The following is a 22,792-nucleotide window of genomic DNA, read 5'->3' as shown; positions in this document are numbered from 1 at the left end:
TTTAAATGTAACGCAAATCGCTAATAAAAACCGCAGTCTTTCTCATTTAAAGAGCACGATTATCTTTAACTAGTATGGAGAAGGTTGGTGAAAGTAATTCGGTTTGACCAAATGATTTTGATAAGGTTTATGAAAAATATGCGTTGTAGCTGGAGACATCGGTGGAATAAGCCATACCCAGTTTCCAGTAACATCTCGCCCTTCGGTTTCTTCTTTTTTCTCAAAGTTTTTGAATTGCTTTGCGGCTGTATGATGATCAACGATGGTCATACCCGCTTCTTGGTACGACTCTAAAACGGCAATATTCAATTCAACTAATGCTTTGTCTTTCCATAAAGAGCGATTTGACTGTGTATTCAACCCCATCAGTTTTGCTACTGCTGGCAAAGCATTGTATCGATCTTCATCTGCAAGATTTCTTGCACCAATTTCAGTGCCCATGTACCAACCGTTGAAAGGAGCCATCTTGTATTTAATGCCTCCAATTTCTAATAACATATCAGAAATTAAAGGAACTCCGTACCACTTCAAACCTAACTGTGAAAACCCTTGAATTTCTGAATGATTTATTTCAACTTCCTTAATCACTGCTTGCGGAATTTCTTTTAAAAACAAATCCCCATTCGGCATTTCAAGAACTAGCGGTAAAATATCAAAAGCGGATCCCGCTCCGTGCCAGCCAAGGTTTTGACACTGTTTTGTAAATTCAACTGAATTTGAATCTCCAATAATGCCTTCCACTGTCTCATACCCTGCATAACGAATTAGCTGATGATTCCATAAGCGCATTGCTTTTTCATTTCCTTGTTCTTGGCGAAAAACGGTAATTGTAGGGCGAATTTTGCCACCATTTGTAGCAAAGTCGATATGCCGAACTAAAGCATCAAAAACATCGTCTGCAGTCATTTGATGCCTTTCATCAAAGACCGTTAGTGAGTTCCAAAACAACCGACCGATGCAGCGATTATTATTACGCCAAGCCATGCGTGCGCCATGTTCCAACTCTTCGAAACGATGTGTATAAGTTCCTGTATTTTTAATTTCGATTTTTATTTCGAGTAATCTGCTCGATTTATCGGCCGCACTCTTCCCAAGCTCTTCATAACACGTTTCTATAAAGTTAGTCGCTTCTTCCAATAAAAGCATCGTCGAGTTGCTAATGGTCATTGTCTTCACTCCTTATCCATATCATACACTTGAACCTCTCTCTTTTCTGTGACAGTTCTCTGAACCCCTATATTTCCGTGCGTTTTTCCAGTACACTAAATGAAAAGTAAAGATATTGTCAGGAGGAGCTCACACCGATGGTAAAAGCGATTTTTTTCGATTTAGATGATACTTTGTTATGGGATAAAAAAAGTGTGGAAAAAGCATTTCAAGAAACATGCCGATTAGCCGAAGAATTAACGGGTCAAGATTGTTCCGGTTTAGAAGAAGCCGTGAGAGCTGCAGCAACTGAACTGTATTCAGGATATGATACATACGACTTTACAAAAATGATCGGCATCAATCCTTTTGAAGGACTGTGGGGAACTTTTGATGATGAAGGAGAAAACTTTCAAAAGATGAAAACCATCGTTCCAACTTATCGTCAAGAAGCTTGGACGCTTGGTTTACAGAAAATCGGAATCGAAGGCAGCGCTGAAATCGGCAGCCAGCTTGCTGAATACTTTCCCGAAGCACGCAAAAGAAACCCTGTTCTATATGAAGAAAGTTTAAATGTACTAGCTGAATTGAAAGAACATTACCAGCTGCTTTTATTAACAAATGGTTCACCTAGCTTGCAACAACTTAAACTTGAAATCACACCTGAAATTGCTCCTTATTTCGATCACATCATCGTTTCCGGTGCATTTGGAAAAGGAAAACCAGACCCTGACATTTTCTATCATGCTTTATCTAAATTCGATTTTAGCGCCGACGAAGTATTGATGGTCGGAGATAATTTAATGACAGATATTATCGGTGCCGGAAAAGTAGGCATCCGCTCTGTTTGGATCAACCGAGAAGAAAAAGCACCGCACGAAACCATCGTCCCGACATATGAAATTCAACATTTAGAAGAATTGCTTCAACTGTTAGAACAACTTTAATGAAATAGGAGGTATTGGAATAGACTTGATCCAATACCTCTCTCCTTGTATATTTCTTGATAGACATGTCTATTTATCATAGACGCTAGTGCTGGCGCGTCCACGGGGTAGACGAAGCAAGAAGACAGGTGATTTCCCTGGCTTCTTGCGGGAGTCATCCCCAAAGCGACCAGCGCGGTTTTGTTGTCTCACATTGTGCAAACGGACTTTGCTTAAAACCTCAAAGGAGATCCTCGTAGCGAGGACCTCCTTTTCTTTGATTATAAGTTAATAGCTGTAACTGCTTGAATTTCATCTAATTTTGCTAATTGCTCAAGACTGCTTGTTTCTGCAGACTTATCAATTGATAACATCATGATGGCACTTCCTCCAACAATTGAACGTCCAACTTGCATCGTAGCAATATTGACGTTTTCCTGCCCAAGTAGCGTACCCACTCGGCCAATCACCCCTGGGCGGTCATTATGACTAACGTACAATAGATGCCCTTCTGGTACAACATCTACTAAATAATCATCTACTTTGACAATACGGGCACCTTGTCCATTCAACAATGTCCCAGCCACTTTCCGAATGCCATTAGCTGTCTTTACTTCTACTGTGATGAGCGTCATAAACCCTTTCGATTCAGTAGTCTTTTGTTCGGTAACGACAATGCCTTTTTGGTTGGCAAGATACAATGCGTTTACATTATTAACTTGTTTGCCAAGATGACGCTTTAGCATCCCTTTTAACATATTACGCGTTAACGGTCTTACATCCATATTCGCTAATTCTCCCGCATAACGTACGGTAACTTCTTCTGCTGTTGCACCTGCTAAATCTGTCAAAAAAGCACCTAGACGTTCTGATAAATCAAAATAAGGTTCGATCTTTTTCATAATTTCTTTTGGTACGGATGGCAGATTCACTGAGTTGCGTACAGTTCCTGTCGTGAAATAGCTTACTACGTCCACACTAACATCTACCGCTACGCTTTCTTGTGCTTCAAAAGTACTTGCTCCTAAGTGAGGCGTTGCGATAATTTCTGGTAAATCCAATAAACGAAAATCGACCATCGGCTCTTGTTCAAAAACATCAAGTGCCGCACCAGCAACTTTCCCCGATTTCACAGCATCGTACAACGCATTTTCATCAATAATCCCACCGCGAGCACAGTTAACGATTTGAACGCCATCTTTCATAATTTCAAATGCTTCTTTATTGATCAAATGCTTTGTTTCTTTTAATAATGGCGTGTGCACCGTTATAAAATCTGCTGCTCTTAACACATCTTCTACAGAGCCAAAATCGACGCCTAGTTTTTCTGCTTTTTCAGCCGTTAAGAAAGGATCGTAAGCAATAACGTTCATTCGTTGACCTTTCGCACGAGCCGCTACTTCTTGACCGATTCGTCCAAATCCAACAACACCGAGGGTCTTGTTTTTCAATTCGACGCCGACATATGATTTCCGGTCCCATTGCTGATTGCGCAAAGCATGGAAAGCTTGAGGAATTTTACGGGCCATTGACATAATCATAGCCATTGTATGCTCTGCAGCTGAATTGGTGTTACCATCTGGCGCATTTACCACAATAATGCCATGTTCTGTTGCAGCTTCTAAATCAATGTTATCGACGCCCACACCTGCACGACCAATGATTTTCAAGTTCGATGCTTTTTCGATCAACTCACGCGTTACTTGTGTTTGGCTTCGTACCAGTAATGCGTCAAAGCCATGAATACGATCTTCTAGTTGTTCGGGAGTTAAATTGGTTTCCATGACGATGTTTACTCCATTTGCCTGGCGTAAAGGATAAATTCCTTCTTCGCTTAACGGGTCACTGATTAGTATATGAAATGTCATTTCGTTTTCGCTCCTTCTGTTAAAAAGACTCGCTGTGCAGCGGCAATTCCTTGACCAAGTTCAATTTCTTTCCCGACTTTCATCAACCCAATTTCCATCGCTGCGATAGTTTGTAACATATCTGCCGGAGAGCAATAACCCATATGACCGATACGGAAAATCTTTTTCGCTAAATGCTGCTGACCGCCTGCCACTTCTAAAGCAAATTCTTTTTTCATGACTTTACGGAATTCTTCAGCGTCAAAATCATCTGGTTTTACCGCAGTAACAGTTGGGGATGCATCTTTATCAGAAGTGAGCAATGGGATTCCTAATGCATTAAAGGCTGCACGTGACATATCTTTCATGAGACGATGTCTCGCATACACGTTCTCCATTCCTTCTTCTTCCAACAATACCAGCACTTGCTGTAACCCAAACAAAATCGATAAGGCCGGAGTAAATGGTGTTGTATCTTTTAAAATATTGTCGCGGTGTTTTTTAAGGTCCAAATAAAATCTTGGCTGAGGGTTAGCCTCGATTTTCTTCCATGCGCGTTCGCTTGCTGCGATAAACGAAAGTCCTGCTGGCAACATAAAGGCTTTTTGTGAACCTGTCACGACTACATCAATTCCCCATTTATCCATTTCGGTTTCCGTACCCGCTACACACGATACGCCATCAACAATAACAAGAGCATCTGACACTTCTTTTATAGCAGCAGCCATTTCTTTAATCGGGTTCAAAACACCCGTTGAAGTTTCACAAAATGTAGAAAAGACCACTTTGATTTCAGGATGTTCCACAAGGAAGTTCTTTACCGCTTCCGGATCCACTGCTTGTCCCCACTCTACTTCGAAAACATGAGTTTGAATATCGTATGCTTTACAAATTTTCGCAAATCGATCACCGAATGCGCCTGTTACAAGAACCAGAACTTCTTCACCAGGAGCGACCGTATTGACTACCGCTGTTTCTAGCCCTGCAGTTCCACTGCCTGTCAAAATGATAACTTCTTGTTTTGTTCCAAAAACACGTTTTAGTCTTGGTCGGATGTCACTAATCATGTCAGATGTACTTTGGCCACGATGTCCAATCATCGGTTGTGTCATTGCACGTTGCACACTTGGTGGGATTGGTGTTGGTCCTGGGATTCGTAAAATTTGTTGGTCTGTCAGCATAATAAATTCATTCCCCTCTCGATTTACCCGCTTTCACGGGTCAGTAATTTTACGTATTAAAGTGAAAAAAGACCCTTCTCCCCCTACATAAAGATGTAAGGGGCGAAGAGTCTCTAGTTCGCGGTACCACCCTAATTCACTGTCAAAAAACTGACAGTCTCATTGGTTCACATGCGTAACGTGCACGAACCGGATGGACCTACTAGTTTTGTTCAATCCATCTATTCAGGAGTGCTACTAAATGCGGAAACCACTGATTCTCACCAACCATCAGTTCTCTTGAGATTTCCTTGCACAAAGTGTATCTCCATCAACATAGTTAATCGGTATATTTGAATTGACTCCATCATATACAGCGAAAAAACCATTGTCAATATATAAAAAATATTAAGATTATTTTGCAAGCGTTTCCACTTTCCGCAAACCTAACAGCCATAAGACTTCAAGAAAATCAAAAAAAATTTCATAATTCAATCAAGCCCGTCTATTTCTACTTTACTTTTTGTTTCTAAAAAAATCAGCATAGAAAAACCGTCCATCAAAAGTGCTTGATGGACGGTAAGGTTTATTAGCTTAAGCCAAAATCATTTACTAATGCTGCAAGGCCACCTTGGTAGCCACTGCCAATTGCGTTAAATTTCCATTCGTTGCCATGACGGTATAATTCGCCAACCACTAGTGCTGTTTCGATTGAGAAATCTTCGCCAAGATCATAACGGATAAGTTCTTCGTTTGAGTTTTCGTTTACAATACGGATAAATGCATTTGAAACTTGACCAAAGTTTTGTCCGCGGCTGTCTGCCTCGTGAATCGTTACAGTAAATACCACTTTATGAATATCGGCAGGAACGTTTGGTAAATCTACGATTACTTGTTCATCGTCGCCTTCTCCTTCACCAGTCAAGTTATCACCGGTGTGAACAACAGAACCATTTCCGCCTTCAAGGTTGTTATAGAATACAAAGTCTTCTGGTCCGCGTGATTTGCCATTTTCACCTACTAAGAAAATAGATGCGTCTAAATCGAAATCGCCGCCACCGCTGTATTTGTTAGTATCCCAGCCTAAACCAACGACCACTTTTGTAAGACCTGGATTTGTTTTTGTTAAATCGATTTTCTGTCCTTTTGAAAGGTTAATTGCTGACATCGTAAATTCCTCCTCTAGTTATTTAGCTTTGCGTTGAGCATCTTCGTATTTCTTCTGTAGTTCTTCGATGCGGAGACGTCCTTCTTCACGCATTTTACGGTTTTCTTGCTCAATTTCGCGTGTGTCGTTCATCCCTTGCATAATAGTTTCCCATGTCTGTTCAATGGTTTCAATCTTGATGCTCGGTTGACCAGACATTCTCGCAATATCAACACTTTGACGTGAAATGTCGTTGGCATTGTTAAGTAGCATTTCGTTCGTGCGGCGATCCAATTCACTCATCGATTCGGCCACTAAGTTTTGACGCTTAGCTGCGATGGCATTGATTAAGCCTGTTTTAAAAATCGGAATAGTCGTCACAAAAGCTGAGTTGATTTTTCCGATTAGTTTTGTGTTCCCGCGCTGTAGCATACGGATTTGAGGCGCCGACTGATAAGAAACTTGTTTGGCCATTTCCAAGTCGTACACGCGTTGCTCTAAAAGCTCAATGGCATTTTGTAGAGAGTTTAGTTCCATTAATGCCATTTGATCCCCAGATTCTGCTTTTGCACGAACTGCAGGCTCTTGAGCTTTTAGTTCTTCAACTTTAATGTCACCTGCTGCGATGTATTTTTCTAACTCCATAAAGTAATTGAAGTTCTGGTTGTATAGTTCTTCTAAAGTTGTTGTCGATTTTTTCATTTCGCCTTCATACTTTGTAATTTCAACGTATACTTTGTCGATTTCAGTTCCCATCGTTTGGTACTTATTAAACAATTGTTCGATTACTTTATTGCCTTTGTTAAAGATTTTGTTGAGGAAGCCTTTCTTTTCAACGAAATCTTTCTTATCGAATTTGTCCATGATTTTACCTAATTGTTTCAGTAATTCACTAGACTCTTCCATGCTATTTGCTTGAACGGAATTTAATACTTTCCCTGTAAAAGCGGAAATTTCATTGGCTGGCTCACGGCCAAATTCCAATAAAGCAATTTGGTTTTTCGGGTCGATTTTTTCAGCTAATTGAAGAACTTCAGGATCTTTTTTCAACTGAACTTTTAATTGGTTTTCATCCTTCATCACCAATTCTTGTTGTTCGATTTGATCTGGCATATTGGTCATCCGTTCTCACTCCCTCTTTGGCTATAGCCATTTTTTAAAGATTTTCTTCACTACAGAAGGCTCACGGTATGGCTCGTTAAAGCTCCGCTCATCGAGCCAGTGTGTGTCAAATGACTCTGCGTCTATCCATCTTTCAATATCTTGATGCCCTTGAGGATTGATGACAATTACATCAAGTCCAAATACATGGATGAGCGCGATAGCATTGGCATCCGCCCGGCTCAATTCACCATCTTTTTCTTCGTTATAAAACAACATCGTTGGCACAAATTGCGGATAATCAAACAATTGAATCAACTGAATGACCGAATCTGGTAACGACATCGATTGCGAAAAAGCATATAGCTGCAACTCTTCAAACGATTCGCTGCCTTGAGGCTGCAGTATCGGCTTTTCTACATGCCTTGCAATTGCAGCAGCAATCGCCGTCTGCACACCATCCGGCAATTTATTGTATTTCCACCAATGTGCCGTTTTCATCTTCTCCGGATCAAGTTTTCCATTTTTCCCAAGCGCTGCTCGGTAATGAAATTGCTGGTTGCCTTTTCGTTCTTCGATAAACGGAAAACTTCGAATCAATTTCGTGTCTTCACGTTCCGTCAAGTTATGAACATTGTCCCAAAAGCGTTTACGATCTTTTTCAATGCCCATTACTTTTGAGAAAACAACAGGAATGTTGACTCGCTCACTCCCTACTGAAAAGGATGGTCGAACCATTGCACGTTCTTTAGCAAGCATGAATGCTTCGTCCATTGTGGTCTTCAAGCGAACAGATTGCGTCAAATAAGATTTGAATTGGAATGGTTTATATAGTCCAGAATCATCGTGATGCAATAACCGATCTACTTCTTGCGTAGCTCGGTAAGCGACCGTTCCTACACGTTTCGGCTTTTCTTCCGGGAAAGGTAGGAGAGAATCGGCATTTACTTGGAAACTATGGCTATGGAGCCCCTCACTCCCAACAGCCTTCTCAAACCACCGTTCTCCTTTTGGGTCATAAACAATAACATGAAAACCAAAATCAACTGCTAACTTTAAAAACCAATTCTCACTTTCCGTCACACTGCCATACCACAAAAAGCCCGGCAAGCCTTTTTCTAACTCTAATTTTTCAATTTCAGGTTCGATATGATTAAACATCCACTTAACCAAGTCTGTCGTTACGCGACGAAAAGAAGAATGCGTCGTATCCCCACCTGATTGCGCTTGAAACGCTTTCAGAATATCAATCAACACAAGCCGCAAACGTCTATTAAGGTCTGCATCTTTTAACTTAGGAAGCAATCCTTTGCCATCAAGAAAAGCTGTCATGCGATTGGGTGATAAGCCTTTTTCTTTTTTGTTCATTTCAAACAAATCCTGAAGTGTTCGCAAACGCTCTTGTTCAATATGTTTGTTCATCTTGTCAGAAAGTCGAATTAACCGGCCTTCTGACGCTTCTATAACATCATAAATTGAAGCGAAATATTCATCCGCATCAAGTGTCATACCTGTAATTTGGCCAAGCAATTGAGGATAGGTAATGCTGTTCTCTTCAATTTTCGTTTCACTGTGATCCACAATCGGTTTTTTCAGCCATTCCCCGATTTTCTCCGGATCCCAGGTTTTAGCGGGGATTGGATTCAACTGAACCATCGGAATCTCTCCTTGCTTTGTTGCTTACTGGCGTTGCATTGCTATTTCAGCAACACGAGCTAAAATTTCCTCGCCTGCCTTAATGCCGTAATTTTCTGTCTTATGAATATGCGCTGAAACTGAAACTGCATTTTTCGCAGCTTCACCGTGAGCTGCAAGCATGCCGTAATTGGCGCTTTCTAATAAATCCAAATCCAATAACGAATCTCCAGCAGCAAAGACATAATTTGCCCCTATACGTTTCTTAATATACTCCATTGCCCCTGCTTTCGTAATGCTTTCTGGCATAAAATAAAGTTTTCTGCCTTGAAGCGATAATCCCCAGCCAAGCTTTTTAAGAGTGGCCGTGTAAAAATCCAACTTGTCTTCCGGAAACCGAGCACGATCGATGATTAAATAAACAAACCAATCATCTGCTTCTCTAACTTTTAGTACCCAATCCTCAGAGAAATGACGTTCAATTTCCGGTAGCAATTCTTCTATAATGGTTTTACGGTTTATGCACGTTTGGCGAATTTGGTCGGACCATTCTTTAATCGGATGACCATTTTCTAAAATAACCGCTCCATTAGAAATAACTGCAAACTGTGGATGTTGCCCTTCAAAAATACCGGTTACCCGCTCGTACTGAGCTTGCGTACGCGTTGTCACCGGCAGAAAAAAAGCAGAATCGCCAATATTCCATAATGCCGATTGACTCTTTTTTGTCATAAATGACAAAGGTTTCCCCTCATAACGCTCTACTTCTACTAGCTCTTCTTCAGTGACCTCCATCCCCATTGAATTTCGGGAATAGATTAAGGTTTGGTCTAAGTCGCTTGCAAATAATACCGTCATATTTCTTTACCTGATCGGATTAAACCAATTGCACGATAAAACAAGTCAGGAACTACTTCGACCGGCACATCTTTTTCTTTTGCCAGCATTAAAATATGATGGACATCTGGATTTTCCAAGCTGTTAACAAGTACTTTCCAAGGACTTCTCCGTAGTAAAACACGTGTCGTTTCACCAACACCCGGTTTGATCAAATGATAGTCGGTTTCCTGATACATTTGCTGGCCAATTTCTTCGACTTCTTTCATGCCTTGCCATGTTCTTTCTGCTGTAACAGGAGTTGAAACAGCATCTTTTTCGACTCTCTCTCGCGTGTCCTTAAAACAACTAGTAACTTGGTCAACAAAGTCATTTGATAAATCTTCTTCTAGCAATTCACCATAAAACTTTGCCCCATGAAAGTCATCTTCACCAATATACAGTTTGTTTAAAATGGTTCGACTGACCAGTCCGGATACCGTAGCATTCAGGCATGCACTTGGAATAAGAAAGTCTTCACGCGTGCCGAATAATACTGCACACGCTCCAGGGTCGGCAAGTACAGCCATATCGTCATGCAAATCCATTTTTTTCGTCTGATTCAAATGATTTACTGCTTTAGTCAATTCTTTTTGAATCGCGCCTTTTCCGGTCCAGCCATCCACAAATTGAATACGGCTTGTCGGATGTGCAGCACGAATTGAATCGATTGCTTTTTCATCGATTCCTTTGTCACGCAAAATCGATACACTATAATGTGGCCAATCCATATTCAGAACTTTTTCAGCATACCGGCGAATTAAAATACCGATTGGACTGCCTGCACGCGCTAAAGAAACCAGGACAATATCATCTGTTCCTGCGTTCATAAAAATACGACGTGTTACAAGCCCCACTAAATAAGCCAATTGCTCTTTTGTTTTTACTACTGTTTCGTGATAAAGCTTTGTATATTCGTCAGAAGGACGATATTCCATTGGCAGGCGCTCTGCATAATGAGCCCCTGTTTGAACTGCTTTTTCACGCTCTTCTAATGTACTTTCAGTAAATACTTCGCTTACATCTTTCAATAGGAAAGTGATGTCTTCTTTCGGATAACTCGTTTTCACTAAACCGGTAGCTATCATTCGATTTCTTCACTCCTTTTGGTCGTTGTTAGAGATATCCATTCTACTGGTGCTTTTTCTTCCAAATAAGCAAGTAACGGCTGCCATTCGGCGGTGTTAACAACCGATTCAGCAAGCAAATAAATCCGATCAATATCCAATTCATTCAAATTATAGATAAATTGGCTTATCCCTTCGGCATCTGGTAAATTAAACTTCGCTTTTTCTTGAATTGGATAACCTGTTGTCTTTGCGGCAAAAATCGGACTGCGCGTCGTTGTCTGTACACGTGAATTGCCTCCTAATGCTAAAGCAAAACGTATGGGCAAATACATATTCTCGCCTACTCCAATGACCAATGCTTTGTCGCTTTTTTTAGCCACTTGCGATGCTGCAGTTTCTGCCCAACTTGTGATTTCATCGTGTTCTTTACTCGTTAGGCCAAAGCGCCCCGTGTACGAAATATACTGTTGTTTTGTTTTTGAAACAGCCGATAACTTGTTTTCGTTTATTTCGATAGTTGGAACTCTTTGTCCTGTGCCGTTTAGTAACGCATCTACAGGTTCTTCAGGCGCTTTGCTATGAACTAACTCAAATTCACCGGACATTAACGACAAGATTTGCAAGTTAATGCCTCGCTCTTTTATTGCTGTTTCTATTTTTTCTTGTTGACTAGCATTTCGCCAATCGAGAATCGACAGCGACACGTAGTTTTTCCCTGAAAATTGATCGTCTAATGCACAAACCAAATTCAATAAAGTATTGCCCGTTGAAATTTCGTCGTCAATTAGCACAATAGTTTCAGCTTCCTCAAGCATTCCTGAAGGTGCATATACTTTATGGGAAGTTGCGTGGGAATGTTCTTCTTCAAAGACAAAAGATGGGGTCATGCCATCAATTTCTTCACGGGTTGTATGAAGATAAGCAGCTTTCTCGAAATGTTGAAAAACCGAGTGACCAAGGCCCGTCGCTGTTTCTGCCATTCCGATAAAAACCGTTTTTTCTGGCAATGCTTTTTTGAATTCGAGTGACTCGATGCTTAGTTCACGATTGATGTTTCCTGTTTCAATCATTTCAACAAGATGAGCTGTATTAGAATATCCAGCAAGACCCGCTCTTTCCATTAACAAAGAAGCTAGTAACGTCCCGGTCCCAAGTGCTACGGAAGGGTTTACAGCTAAATGTTTGGCGATTAGCTTACTGACAAATAAAAACTGACGTTTTTTATTGACTCGCAAAGCTACAGAAAAAAGAGACTCTGGTGAAAGCCCAGGATAAGCATCTGTAACTGAAATATTCATCGCTAAGTTATCCCATAAGTTAGTATTGATTTGATAATTGGTTCGCCCGGAGATGATTGAGGACGTCGATTGGTTGATAATTTTCATTCAGCACCCCATAGACTTCCGCTTGAGCGACTACTTTTTTAGCCCAACTCAAATGCGGTTTTACTTCGTTCATTTTATTGCGTTTAGGGCTTTGCAAAACACCATTTCTTCCCCGGCTTTCATTAAGGATCAATTTGGCATCTTCATAAGCTTCTAACGATATGATGTGTCCGGCGTTAACAATTGAAATTTGAGACGGATGAATGCAAGTTTTCCCTTTAAATCCATTCAAAATATCCAATTGAACTTCTTCCCACAAAGTTTGTTCAGGTTTTGAAGAAAGCCAAAGTTGCTCACCGATTGAAAAATGTTCATAAACAGGTCCTGAAACGGTGAACCCATCTTCTGAGCGACCAAACTGGTTTAGTATGGCAATCAGGCAGTCTCGAATAATGTGAACATCATAAATTGTTCGTTCTGCTGGACGCCGCAAGCCATACAAACTGGAAAAATCGGTTGCTCCAACGCGAACAGTCAAAATTCGTTCGGCTTCTCGCTGTATAATTTTATATAATTCCGCTAATGTTTGTTCTCGAGACTCACTATAAAGTACTTCTTTTGTTTCAAGTAAAGGCAAAGCATAAAGCTTTCTGCCCGCTGCTTTACTCGCGCGATCTAGTGCTTTAAAAAACACAGGTAGCGTTTTAGGTGAGCATTTTGGAAAGACAATTCCAGTAACAACGCTTAAAGCGGTGTCTGCATTTTGGATCAACTTATCCAATTGATCTGGCGTACGAATCCGCAAGAACAAAATAGGGCCGGCTGCCAATTGATCCGCATTTGCCTTTTCAAGCTTTTTAAATTCACTTATTGCATTTTTTTCGGCTTGCTCTAGTTCCGTATCAGCTACTGCATCTTCTAGGCAGATAATTAATGTGGTTAAGCCTGCAAATGCGCCTTTACTATAGTCACCATTCAAAATTTTTTGAGCAAAATTTGCTCTAGATCCTGGTGTGTAAAGTGCTGCACCTAATGCTAAACTTAATGTTTCCCGTTGTGTATCACGGTTAAATTCTGCCGGGGAATATTTAAAAAAGGTCTTTAAATCAGAATCGGTTAATCCGTTAAAATGTCTCATGCGTGATCCCTCCCGGCATGCTGCCGTAACAGCCCGTTCAAATTATCCAATCGTGTATGAATGGAGAAAAAGCAAGGAGATAGTCTCCTTGCTTTTCCATCGTTACTCAGCTGTTTAAGCCAAAGTCCTTTACAAGCGACTCTAAGCCACCTTGATAACCGCTGCCAATGGCATTAAATTTCCATTCTCCACCATGACGGTAAAGTTCACCGACAACTACAGCTGTTTCAATTGAGAAATCTTCACCGAGGTCGTAACGGATTAACTCTTCATTTGTGTCGCCATTTACAATACGTACATATGAATTGCTTACTTGGCCAAAGTTCTGACCGCGTGCTTCAGCATCATGAATCGTGATTGCAAAAGTCGCTTTTTCGATCGATGCAGGAATCGCTGATAAGTTAACGTTTACTTGCTCGTCATCTCCGTCACCTTCGCCTGTTTTGTTGTCTCCAGTATGCTCTACTGCACCAGCAGCTCCGGTTGTATTGTTATAGAAAACGAAATCAGCTTCTGAAGCTGTTTTTCCTTCACCATTCAATAGGAAGACGGAAGAATCTAAATCGAAGTCTTGTCCACCATCGTATTTATTTGTATCCCAGCCTAACCCAACAACTACTTTAGATAACCCTGGGTTACTTTTCGTTAAGTCTACTTTTTGACCTTTTGATAAATTAATTGCCATTACTTCAACACTCCTTAAGAATATTTGTTTGCAATTGATCCGATATCAGGTTCTGATGCGCCTTCGCCGATCGCAGAAAACTTCCATTCATTTCCTTGACGGTAAAGTTCGCCTGTGATTAACGACATTTTGCCAGCATAGTTTTCTGTTAAGTTATAGTGAACCAGCTCTTCTTTTGACTGATTATCAACTAAACGAATAAATGCGTTTTCAATCATACCGAAATCTTGTTTCTTTTTCTGTGCGTTGTAAATGTTTACAACAAAAACTAAACGGTGAATTGACGGTGAAATTCGTTTCAAATCAATATTGATCATTTCATCGTCGCCGTCGCCTTCCCCAGTCAAGTTATCACCCGAGTGGACTACGCTGCCGTCTTTGCTTTTTTTGTTACCGAAATAGATCAAGTTTTCTTTTGCAGTCAACTTGCCGTTTTCATCCAGTAATAGAACAGACGCGTCACAGTCAACGTCAGCTCCGCCGCCTCCGCCGCCTAATAGACTACTTAAGAAGCCTCCACTTTTTTTGGTTGCTACTGGATCCCAGCCCAAGCCAACCATAATGCTCGAAAGCGATGAACGTCCTTTTGTTAAATCGATTTTTTGACCTTTTACAAGATTAATCGCCATTCTTAACACTCTCCATTCATCATTATGTATTCTATTTTAATGGTATTGGTCTAACATGTAAAATTCAACGGATAAAGTTTACCGGAAAGTTCAGTTATTTGGAATTTCCAAGGCTAGAAAAACGCGCTGAATTTTCAGACAAATGTTTTCTTAAAACACCTGACGTATACTAATACGTATATAAAGCTAGAAAGTTTCATTTTCTTATGCATACTTCTTAAAGAGCATGGGTAATGTGAGCTAGCAAATCATTTCAGTCACAATTGGAGAGGGGAAATAAAAATGAAGCTTATCTCGATCGTAGTTCCGGCTTACAATGAAGAAGCCAATATTGCAGCAATGTATGATAAATTGATGCAGGAACTAGAGTCGCTTCCTTATCGTTATGAAATTATGTTTATTAATGACGGCAGCAGTGATAATACCTTACAAGAAATTTTGAAATTAGCTGAAGCGCATGAGCATATAAAGTATATTTCGTTAACACGGAATTTCGGAAAAGAGTCGGCTATGCTCGCTGGCTTAAAACGCATTAAAGGAGATGCAGCCATTGTCATGGACAGTGATTTGCAACATCCGCCGACATTGATTGGTGAAATGATTCAAGGCTATGAGGATGGGTTTAACCAAGTGGTCGCTAAACGCTCGCGTACTGGCGATTCTAAAGTGCGTTCTTTGTTTTCATCTCTTTACTACAAAATCATCAATTCAATCACTGATGTAGATTTGCAAGACGGTGAAGGAGACTTCCGCTTATTAAGTCGAAAAGCCATTAATGCTATTTTGGCATTAAGTGAAAGTAATCGTTTTTCTAAAGGGTTGTTCTCATGGATCGGCCTTAGCAAAAAGACCATTAACTATGAAAATGTGCTGCGTACGGATGGCGATTCAAAATGGTCGTTTAGCAATCTCGTCAATTACGGGATCGATGGCATTATTTCGTTTAATATGAAGCCGTTGCGCATTTGTTTTTATACAGGCTTTTTAGTGTTATTTTTATCTCTTATTTATATTTTCTTTACACTTTACAATATTATGAGAGAAGGCATCGGGGCTCCGGGTTATTTTACGACAATTACAGCGATTCTGTTACTTGGCGGCATCCAGTTGATCAGTCTTGGTGTGATCGGGGAATACATTGGCCGGATTTATAACGAAACAAAACAGCGGCCTCACTTTCTTGTAGATATTAGCAATGCGGATGAATATCATGAATCTTAAAGCGCTGAATACTGAATTTACTCGTTTTATCTTTGTCGGTGTCCTTAATACATTGAGTTACTACTCCATTTACTTAGTTCTTCATAACCTATTCAATTTGCCTTACCTTTTGGCACATATCGTGGGCTTTTTAATCAGTTTAAATATTTCATTTTTCTTAAACTGTTACGTTACGTATCGCATTAAGCCAACTCTAAAAAAATACTTGTATTTCCCATTAACACAAGTTGTGAATATGTCCGTTTCGACTATACTTATTTTTGTTTTTGTTGAATTTCTACACCTCAACAGCAATATCGCACCTTTTGCTGCTGTATTATTCACAGTTCCCATAACCTTTATCGTATCAAGCAAGATCCTTAAAGATACACCTTCACCAAAATAAGCTAAAAGACGGTGACTCTATGCAAAAGTTTCGACCTGTTATTTTTCTTATATTCGTCAGCCTCCTCTTATCAACGATAGGGCATATTGTTTTTCTTAAACAATGGTCCAATGAACATTTTATGGTAGGAATTAATGATGGCCTTTCCCAAATGATGCCTTTTAAACACCTTCTTTATCAACAATATACTCAAGGCGAGTTTTTCTATTCGTTCGATTTTGGTTTAGGGGCTGGCACGTTTAGTGAACTGTCTTATTATTTTTCTACTTCAATTGTGTTTTTGGTAACAGTAATAATTGTATCTATGCTCCAAACACTGCACATTATTCAGACTACCGATGTCTTGTTTTGGGCAAATGCTGCTGTTTTTATTAGCGTTATTCGTTTAGCTGCTATCCTGTTTATCACGACTCGATTATTTATGTATATGAACATATCAAAATCTGCAGCGCTACTGGGCGCTTCACTTTACGGTATCTCTGGCATGTACTTCCGCCACGTGACGTATTGGGAATTTTTCGCAGATGCTTTTTTATGGCTCCCGATTTTACTGCTGGGGGTTGAAAAGATTTTCCGTGAACAAAAGCCCGGCTGGTTTATAACTGCCGTAGCGATTTCCATGATTGATAACTTTTACTTTGCCTATATTAATCTATTGCTGACCGCTATTTATATTATGTTCCGTTTGTTTATCCCGTTAGCAGTGAATGAACAAAGTAAAATGAAAAGCATGATAAGCTTTTTAGTCGCTGGATCTATTGGTGCCGGCATTAGTGCAGTATCGTTTATACCGGCAGTTTATGCATACTTAAATAACCACCGGCCAGATTTTAAGCAAGAAATTCTTTGGGTGGACGAAACTATTGATAATATTTTGTTTAATAGCTCCATTATTGTCTTGCCTGCATTTTTTGTTCTTGTACTCTTTAGCTGGTTTCTATACCGCGATAAAACATTCCGCTTGTTTGCGCTTCTTGGAATTGTCGCCGTGATCATGCACAACAGTCCAATGATCGGCAGTGCTTTTAACGGGTTTTCTGCACCGCAATATCGTTGGGAATACTTTTTGTCGTTAGTTATGGGTGGAGCCGTTGCGGTTGCCATTGACCATTTGCATAAATTCACGTGGCGAAGCTTTTTTATACCAGCTCTACTCGCGATTTTCAGCTTTTGGTTTTACACGTGGAAAGATGAATATTTCGAAATAGATTCGCAGTTTTCAACGCTATCCATTAACGCGTTAGTCATCACGTTTACACTGCTATTTCTGTACACTCTATTTAATAAAGGCTTTATTAAATGGACATTAATGGCTTCCATATTGATTTGGACATTGCTATTTGCTAATTTGTATCAAACTGAAAAAATCCTTGAAGAAGGAGACATTTCACAAGTTAGCAAAGAACTAATGACGGGTGTCGATTACAACGATCCCGAAATCATTGAATTGTTAGACTATATTCATGAACAAGAAAACAATGGACCTTATCGCATTGATTGGATGGAAGGCGTCCGCAACAACACGCCAATTGTTCAAGATTTCCAAGGCTTTAGTGCGTATTCGAGTATTTTAAATAAGAATTTATTGTATTTTTATTTATATGACCTTGAAATCGATATGGGACGTGAAAGTGTCAGTCGCTATGCAACGCTTGGCAATCGCGCAAACTTGTACAGTATGCTACAAGGAAAATACATTATTCGTTCTCGTGGAGATTCCAATATTCCATATGGTTTCGATGAAATCCATGCTTCTTCCAAATACATCATTTATGAAAACAATTATGTCTTGCCGTTCGCACGTTCTACCGCTAACGTTTACGAAGAACAGCAATTAGCAACAGCTTCCCCATTAATGCGCGAACAAGCTATGTTGACAGGAGTCGTACTTGATCGAGGAGAAGTGGCCGATCCTTTACCAGAGCCGGATGAAAATATTCTTAACTTTGACCCTGTCCCAATTGGTGCCACGTTTAATGACGGCGTATTAAATGTTGTGGAAAGAACGGGTGGCTTAAATTTAAACTTAGAAAACCCACCTAAATCAGGTGGCGATTTGTTCGTATCTTTTCATTTGGTCACAAAGGCAGAAGATCAAGGTTTTTTACTCGAAGTAAATGACTACCAAACGACAAGAAAATCCAATCAGTCGATTTACAAAACATTTGTAGATGACTTAACCATTCGTATTCCGGCTGAAGATTCGATTAAAATCCGGTTACCTAAAGGTGAATATGAACTAACGGAAATTCAAGTTTATGCAGCTTCTTATCAAGCTCTGCGTAAACAAGCAGCACAACCTGATTTATCTAGCAATTTATCAATAGATGGCAGTCGTATTCGCTTGGATTACGAGAATGCCACGAATGATGATTACTTAAAACTATCCATTCCTTACGAGCGTGGCTGGCAAGCAACGATTAATGGACAACAGGTAGAAGTTTTGAAAGCTGATTTTGCTTTTATGGCTATTCCATTAGAAGTAGGCAATAATAATATTTCTCTTTCTTACCGTCCGCCGTTCTTCAAACCTGCATCTGCAGTAAGTATCATATCCTTACTTCTCGGTGTCGTGTTTGTTTTCCACAAAAGAAAAAAAATGAAGAATTACTAGTAATAACATATTGGCTATCCTCTTATCTTTCTACTTTCAGCACCCTTAATTTTGACTATAATAAGTAGTCAAAATTAAGGGTGTTTCTTTTTCCACTAGTAGACATTAGGGAATAATAACCTTATATGGGATATGTACTCCTACAAAAGATGTGGTTTCACTGAATCTTGTTTATTTTATCGATTTAATGTGTAAGGAAAAGTAAAACAATTTTAAGGGAGGAATTCAGATGAAGCGTTGGTTTTTGCTTGGTTTACTCTTGACTCTTTTCGTATTTCTAGCAGCTTGTGGAGATGACTCACCAGATGAAGCCCCTATCGAATCTGATGGTGCTACCGAAACCACGAACGACGACAGTACAGCCAATCAAGATACTACGGAAAGTGCACCCACTAATGATGGAGAAATCGTGATGGTGACAGTTGAATTAATGAATGGTGATGGGAATGCAATAGGGACAGCTGAATTAACTGATGAAGAAGATGGCGTGGCTGTAAAACTTCAAGCTGAAAATTTAGAAGAAGGCATGCATGGCATTCATTTCCATGAGGAAGGAATGTGCGAAACGCCTGACTTTAAATCAGCTGGTGATCACTTTAATCCGGAAAGCTCAATGCACGGTATGGACAATCCTGACGGTCCACATGCTGGTGATTTGCCAAATATTGAAGTAGACAGTGATGGAACCGTTTCCCAAGAATTTAAAGCTGAAAATGTCACCCTTAAACTAGGCGAGGCACATTCATTGCTCAAAGAAGGCGGAACTGCTCTTGTGATTCATGCGGGAGAAGATGATCAAAAAACCGATCCTTCTGGCGAATCAGGCGACCGAATTGCTTGTGGTGTGATCACCGTGGAATAACAATCACCATGAGAGAAAAAACAAAAGACGACAATCCTTCTTTTAAAATAGGTATTGTCGTTTTTAATCATTCCAGTTATTTTGATTTTCTAAATGGTGTTTAAGTAAATTATTGGCGGGAATATTGACGATAAATACTACTTAATCTTGAGGAGGAATTTTCATGTCAAAAGATAAATTTGAAAAAATAGATGAACAAGTTGAGCCACAAGAACAATCCACACAACCCGGCTCAGAAGAACAAATGCAACCGGAACCAATCTATGATGACAAAGACTATATCGGCTCAGGAAAGCTAGATGGTAAAGTTGCACTGATTACAGGCGGAGACAGCGGGATTGGTCGCGCAGTTGCAGTCGCTTACGCTAAAGAAGGTGCCAATATTGCAATTGCTTATCTTGACGAACATGAAGATGCAGAAGAAACACTAAAAGCGATTGAGTCCTATGGCGTAAAAGGCGTTAAATTTGCTACCGATATTAGTGATGTAGAAAATTGCAATCAACTGGTAGTAGATGTTATTTCTGAATTTGGTCAATTAAACATTTTAGTAAATAACGCTGCCAAACAATTTCCACAGGAAGATTTTTTAGCGATTAGCCCTGACCAATTAATGGAGACGTTCTCTACCAATATTTTCAGTATGTTCTATTTAACGCAAGCTGCTTTTCCTCACCTTCAAAAAGGAGACAGCATCATTAACACCTCATCCGTTACAGCTTATCAAGGTTCTCCTGGTCTAATTGATTATTCATCTACGAAAGGTGCGATTACGAGCTTTACACGTTCTCTGTCTGCCAACCTTGCGCATCAAGGGATTCGTGTAAATTCAGTTGCTCCAGGACCTATTTGGACACCATTGATCCCATCGACTTTTGATGCAGAGAAAGTTCAAAAACATGGTCAAAACACTTTATTAGAACGACGTGGCCAACCTTCCGAACTGGCTCCTGCCTATGTGTATCTCGCCTCTAAAGATTCGACTTACGTTACAGGCCAAGCCATTCATATTAATGGTGGGGACTTTATTAGTTCATAAAAAAACAGACTCGGCAAATGCCGAGTCTGTTTTTTTATCGCATATTGTTCTTGCTTTTTTCTTCTTGTGCGATGAAATTTAATGCTTTTTCAATTGTTGAGAACGTCACTAAGCGATCATCGCGGTCTAAATCATTAGAGAATTGTTGGGCTGCCGATACGGTTATACCCGTTACATATAGCTTGCTTCCCATAATTCGAAGAGCATCGTAAATCTGCTTAAACCAATAAAGCGGTGAATTTTCATTCCACGATAATCCAGTAATATCGATGATGACATATTCAATGCGATGCGATTGAACATATTCACAAATTTTCACTTTCAGCGTTTCAAAACGATGATGATACATTGTACCGACAAGTGCTACTGTCGCTACATTTTCTTGTACCGATAAAATTGGCAACATTAATTTTTCGATTTCGTCTTCATTGGCCATGATTGCTTGTTGCTGAGAACGCTCGAGCGTAATATCAGTTTGCGTACCGATAAAGTACAATTCCCCTTCAATTCGGACCGGATCAATAACTAGTCGATTCCAAAAAGGCGAGCCGTCTTTACGGTAGTTTTGAATCGTTACAATGACTTTTTCCTCAGCAGCAATTGCGGTCCGCATCTTTTCAATATCTTCTTTAGCAGTACCTGCCCCTTGCAAGAAGCGGCAATTGCGACCTATTATTTCTTCTTGCGAGTAACCTGTCATATCGATAAAAGTTTGGTTTGTATAAATAATGGGATTATCGGGTTGCGACGGATCAGTCACAATTGTGCCCACTTTACTGCCATCTAACATTGCTTCAAGCAAAGTTACTTGTACTTCATGGTTTAACTCTTTCAAACGGTCCACCTCATCTTTCGTTTCATAAAATAATCCTAGCATAACCACAAAGCTAAATCCAAAGACTCCTCTGCTTTCGCGTTTCAGGTTCTCTTCTTAGGGTAAATAAAAGAACAAGGAATCTTTCATACAGGAGGAAGATATAATGGCAAAAGTATTGGCAGTGTTATCAAGTGGCTATACAGATGAAGAACATAATTATGTAACCGGTTGGTGGGCAGAAGAATTATTTGCCCCTGCATTAGAACTTGAAAAAGAAGGACATACTGTTGAACTCGCTTCTATTGATGGAGGCAAACCTATTGTAGACCCGATAAGTATTAGTGCAGACTATGACCCGAATGGCATATACAAAAAACAATACGAATCCGGGATTGCGGATAAAACAATGCCGATTGTTAATGTTAAAGCGAGTGATTACGACGCGATTATGATTGTTGGTGGACATGGTGCCATGTTCGATTTGGCGCACAATAAAGATTTGCACGCTGTGATTAATGTAGTTTACGAAACAGGCGGTATTGTATCTGCCGTTTGTCACGGACCTGCTCCATTGATTTATACGAAAACAAAAGAAGGACGTCCTTTGCTTGAAGGTCTAAAAGTAACTGGTTATCCAAATGACAAAGAGCCAAAAGAAATTGTCGACTTATTGCCTTTCAGCTTAGAAGACGAGTTGACTAATATCGCCAACTATCATGAAGAAAAAGACCACGACGCCTATGTTGTTTGGGGCAGTAAGCAAATTCTTACAGGACGTGACCCTCAGTCTTCTGAGTTATTCGGTCGAGAACTGGCTCAAAAGTTAACCGAACGAACACTTCAATCAGAAGAAAAGTTTACAAGTTAACGTCAATATCAGATAAAAATAATAGCGATTTTGAGGAGGTATTTATATGAAGAAAAACAATAATGAAGATCACGAAGAAGAGTACATGGAAGCAACTGAAGAAGAAGCAAAGCACCGTTCTCCCGAAGAAAAACAAGGAATTCAAGAGCCACGAGTAACGGGATACAAACCACTCCAAGTTGGCATGATTGTTTTTGTTATTTTAGTTCTTGTTATCGTCGGCTTCGGATTCAGTACTGACTGGTTTGGCATTTTTGACTGATACTAGAACGTAGATTATTTACGATAAAAAAAGGNTCTC

The 22,792-nt window shown here is 39.9% G+C and carries 21 protein-coding genes and 1 other annotated feature; of the genes, 8 read left to right on the top strand and 13 right to left on the bottom strand.

Annotated elements, in window-relative coordinates:
* Window positions 1-69: 69 nt before the first annotated feature.
* Complete coding sequence (locus GPDM_RS07200) at window positions 70-1,167, bottom strand: nitric oxide synthase oxygenase (protein WP_008430262.1); 1,098 nt, start codon at window positions 1,165-1,167, stop codon at window positions 70-72.
* 137 nt (window positions 1,168-1,304) lie between these two features.
* Between GPDM_RS07200 and GPDM_RS07195 the strand changes: the two genes are divergently transcribed.
* A complete protein-coding gene (locus tag GPDM_RS07195) occupies window positions 1,305-2,093 on the top strand; it encodes an HAD family hydrolase (RefSeq protein ID WP_008430261.1) in 789 nt (262 codons plus the stop codon).
* A gap of 260 nt (window positions 2,094-2,353) precedes the next feature.
* On the opposite strand, the gene serA is transcribed toward GPDM_RS07195, so the two are convergent.
* The 11 genes from serA to GPDM_RS07140 form a co-directional block, all read right to left on the bottom strand.
* The gene (gene serA, locus GPDM_RS07190) at window positions 2,354-3,940 is read right to left on the bottom strand and encodes a phosphoglycerate dehydrogenase (protein WP_008430260.1); all 1,587 of its coding nucleotides are present in this window, start codon (window positions 3,938-3,940) and stop codon (window positions 2,354-2,356) included.
* Window positions 3,937-5,100, bottom strand: coding sequence for a pyridoxal-phosphate-dependent aminotransferase family protein (locus GPDM_RS07185; RefSeq protein ID WP_008430259.1), 1,164 nt, complete (start codon window positions 5,098-5,100; stop codon window positions 3,937-3,939). Before GPDM_RS07185 ends, serA begins: the two co-directional genes overlap by 4 nt.
* A gap of 95 nt (window positions 5,101-5,195) precedes the next feature.
* Window positions 5,196-5,423, bottom strand: a binding site (T-box leader).
* Between the two features lie 245 nt (window positions 5,424-5,668).
* Entirely contained in the window at window positions 5,669-6,247 is a 579-nt protein-coding gene (locus GPDM_RS07180) for a TerD family protein (RefSeq protein ID WP_008430258.1), read from the bottom strand.
* Window positions 6,248-6,265: 18 nt separating this feature from the next.
* A complete protein-coding gene (locus tag GPDM_RS07175) occupies window positions 6,266-7,348 on the bottom strand; it encodes a toxic anion resistance protein (protein ID WP_008430257.1) in 1,083 nt (360 codons plus the stop codon).
* Window positions 7,349-7,369: 21 nt separating this feature from the next.
* The gene (locus tag GPDM_RS07170; protein WP_008430253.1) at window positions 7,370-8,983 is read right to left on the bottom strand and encodes a YceG family protein; all 1,614 of its coding nucleotides are present in this window, start codon (window positions 8,981-8,983) and stop codon (window positions 7,370-7,372) included.
* Between the two features lie 24 nt (window positions 8,984-9,007).
* On the bottom strand, window positions 9,008-9,820 hold the full coding sequence (locus tag GPDM_RS07165; protein WP_008430251.1) for an HAD family hydrolase: 813 nt from the start codon (window positions 9,818-9,820) through the stop codon (window positions 9,008-9,010).
* Window positions 9,817-10,926 (bottom strand): cysteine protease StiP family protein, encoded by a 1,110-nt coding sequence (locus tag GPDM_RS07160; RefSeq protein WP_008430250.1) that lies wholly within the window; start codon window positions 10,924-10,926, stop codon window positions 9,817-9,819. Before GPDM_RS07160 ends, GPDM_RS07165 begins: the two co-directional genes overlap by 4 nt.
* Window positions 10,923-12,293 carry a phosphoribosyltransferase family protein gene (locus tag GPDM_RS07155; RefSeq protein ID WP_039863084.1) on the bottom strand — a complete coding sequence of 457 codons (1,371 nt, stop codon included), beginning with the start codon at window positions 12,291-12,293 and terminating at the stop codon, window positions 10,923-10,925. The genes GPDM_RS07160 and GPDM_RS07155 overlap by 4 nt, the downstream gene beginning before the upstream one ends.
* Window positions 12,226-13,371 (bottom strand): HpcH/HpaI aldolase/citrate lyase family protein, encoded by a 1,146-nt coding sequence (locus GPDM_RS07150; RefSeq protein ID WP_008430248.1) that lies wholly within the window; start codon window positions 13,369-13,371, stop codon window positions 12,226-12,228. Before GPDM_RS07150 ends, GPDM_RS07155 begins: the two co-directional genes overlap by 68 nt.
* 106 nt (window positions 13,372-13,477) lie before the next feature.
* A complete protein-coding gene (locus tag GPDM_RS07145; protein ID WP_008430247.1) occupies window positions 13,478-14,056 on the bottom strand; it encodes a TerD family protein in 579 nt (192 codons plus the stop codon).
* Window positions 14,057-14,070: 14 nt separating this feature from the next.
* A complete protein-coding gene (locus GPDM_RS07140; RefSeq protein WP_008430246.1) occupies window positions 14,071-14,685 on the bottom strand; it encodes a TerD family protein in 615 nt (204 codons plus the stop codon).
* Between the two features lie 276 nt (window positions 14,686-14,961).
* On the opposite strand from GPDM_RS07140, the gene GPDM_RS07135 reads away from it, so the two are divergent.
* The 5 genes from GPDM_RS07135 (at window position 14,962) to GPDM_RS07115 (ending at window position 20,806) form a co-directional block, all read left to right on the top strand.
* Window positions 14,962-15,906, top strand: a complete 945-nt coding sequence (locus GPDM_RS07135) for a glycosyltransferase family 2 protein (RefSeq protein ID WP_272941514.1) — start codon at window positions 14,962-14,964, stop codon at window positions 15,904-15,906.
* Window positions 15,896-16,291, top strand: a complete 396-nt coding sequence (locus GPDM_RS07130; RefSeq protein ID WP_008430244.1) for a GtrA family protein — start codon at window positions 15,896-15,898, stop codon at window positions 16,289-16,291. Before GPDM_RS07135 ends, GPDM_RS07130 begins: the two co-directional genes overlap by 11 nt.
* 19 nt (window positions 16,292-16,310) lie before the next feature.
* The gene (locus tag GPDM_RS07125) at window positions 16,311-18,905 is read left to right on the top strand and encodes a YfhO family protein (RefSeq protein WP_039863083.1); all 2,595 of its coding nucleotides are present in this window, start codon (window positions 16,311-16,313) and stop codon (window positions 18,903-18,905) included.
* A gap of 229 nt (window positions 18,906-19,134) precedes the next feature.
* The gene (locus GPDM_RS07120) at window positions 19,135-19,767 is read left to right on the top strand and encodes a superoxide dismutase family protein (RefSeq protein ID WP_008430242.1); all 633 of its coding nucleotides are present in this window, start codon (window positions 19,135-19,137) and stop codon (window positions 19,765-19,767) included.
* Window positions 19,768-19,930: 163 nt separating this feature from the next.
* Window positions 19,931-20,806, top strand: a complete 876-nt coding sequence (locus GPDM_RS07115; RefSeq protein WP_008430241.1) for an SDR family oxidoreductase — start codon at window positions 19,931-19,933, stop codon at window positions 20,804-20,806.
* A 34-nt stretch (window positions 20,807-20,840) separates the two neighbouring features.
* Here GPDM_RS07115 and ytvA read toward each other — a convergent pair whose 3' ends face one another.
* Window positions 20,841-21,650: a YtvA family blue-light photoreceptor gene (gene ytvA, locus GPDM_RS07110; protein ID WP_237704146.1), complete on the bottom strand. Its 810-nt coding sequence runs from the start codon at window positions 21,648-21,650 to the stop codon at window positions 20,841-20,843.
* Window positions 21,651-21,786: 136 nt separating this feature from the next.
* On the opposite strand from ytvA, the gene GPDM_RS07105 reads away from it, so the two are divergent.
* Window positions 21,787-22,491 (top strand): type 1 glutamine amidotransferase domain-containing protein, encoded by a 705-nt coding sequence (locus tag GPDM_RS07105; protein WP_008430239.1) that lies wholly within the window; start codon window positions 21,787-21,789, stop codon window positions 22,489-22,491.
* A gap of 46 nt (window positions 22,492-22,537) precedes the next feature.
* Entirely contained in the window at window positions 22,538-22,753 is a 216-nt protein-coding gene (locus tag GPDM_RS07100) for a hypothetical protein (RefSeq protein ID WP_008430237.1), read from the top strand.
* Window positions 22,754-22,792 lie beyond the last annotated feature (39 nt).

The organism is Planococcus donghaensis MPA1U2 (genome assembly GCF_000189395.1).
GTDB lineage: Bacteria > Bacillota > Bacilli > Bacillales_A > Planococcaceae > Planococcus > Planococcus donghaensis_B.
Note: the sequence above shows the minus strand (reverse complement) of the source record. Positions and strands in the feature narration are given on the sequence as shown.